The 1,410-nt window shown below is 68.1% G+C and carries 1 protein-coding gene; it reads right to left on the reverse strand.

Annotation, left to right across the window (positions count from 1 at the left end):
• Window positions 1-1,400 (reverse strand): IS1380 family transposase (locus CEY15_RS17765; RefSeq protein ID WP_095719503.1); only part of this gene is annotated, 1,400 nt, incomplete at its 3' end.
• Window positions 1,401-1,410: the final 10 nt, after the last annotated feature.

Below are 1,410 nucleotides of genomic sequence, written 5' to 3' on the forward strand. Positions count from 1 at the left end.
CAGGCTGGTTTGGGGATCGCGGCGATCGTGTGGAACACGGCGTCGATGGCGGTGGCCCAGGGCCAGGTTTCGGGGATTTTGACCCGTCTACGTCGGCTGCTGCGGGTCAGTAGGGCGGCGACGTGGAGGAAGCGGTGGCGCATGGCTTTGGGCTCGCACGAGGCGAGTGCCGCGGCGGCGCCGGTGCAGGCCAGCATCCGGGTCCACGCTACGAGGTCCGCGGCGATCATCACCGCCACCAGCCAGGCCTGATTGAGAGCGAACTCGCGCGAGGGCAGACGGCCCAGGCCGGTGTCCTTGGCGTGGCGGATCCGGTCCTCGACCCGAGCGTGCGCCCGATGCCGCGCTTCGAGGAACTGCAGTTGACCGGCGGCGGTGTTGGTCACGAACGCCTGGTAGCGCCACCCGTCGAGCTCCTCGAACATCGACAGCTGAGCACCCGGGTGGGGTCGTTCGCGGCGGACGATGACCCGCATCCCGTCTGGCCACTTGGCGAGCATCCCGGCGGTGAGGAACCCGGTCAGCTCGGCGACTTCGGCCCCGTCTCGGACGTCGCCAGACGGGTTCAATGCCGGTCCCCACGCGGCCTCGGGTGCCATGCCGATCGCCCGGCGGACTCCGGCGGTGATGGCGAATCCGACCGAGTACTCCACCCGCCGGCCACGGACGCGGTTCTGGTCGGTGATCCAGTCCAGCAATGTGTGGGAGGCGCCGGCTCCGTCGGAGCGAATCAGCACATCACGCCGCTGAGCAGCGGGAATCTGGGCGATTGCCTGGCCCAGGACGTCGATGTGGTCGGCGGCGGTGTTCGAGCCGGCGTTTCCCGGGCGCAGGCTCGCGGCGAGAAACTCGCTTGTGTTGTCGCACCACACGCCGATCGGGTGGTAGCCGAAGGTGCGCTTGTATGTCGGCGCGGCGTTCTCTTTTTCACTGTGCGTGACCACGATGGTGGCGTCCACATCGAGAACGATCGTGGCTCCCAGATCTCGTCCCGCGCACTTCGATGCGGGCACCCCGCGGGGCAGGTGAGACCACACGTGCCGCCGCGCACGGGCACGCGCCACCTGAATCTTCTTGCGCCTACCTGCGGTGACCTCATCCAACGTTCGCCACACCGTCGGCGCCGAGGCGACCGGGCCCAGGGCCCCGGACTGGTGGCGCAGAACGCCGATATCGGAAATGGACTCGCCGCCACCGGTGAGCATGACAGCGACGTCGGTCAACACCCGCCCACGGTCATGGATCGGAATGAACTGGCGCCGTGCCATGGCCTTCGACAGCTCGGCGGTCAGGCCGACGCGATCAGCCAGAAGACGCGGCGCGATGACCCCGGCATGAGCAATCACCCCGACATCCTCGACGGAGAACGACAGACCAGACGACCACGAAGTACGCTTCACCTACCGAGTG

Source organism: Dietzia natronolimnaea, assembly GCF_002289575.1.
Taxonomy (GTDB): domain Bacteria; phylum Actinomycetota; class Actinomycetes; order Mycobacteriales; family Mycobacteriaceae; genus Dietzia; species Dietzia natronolimnaea_A.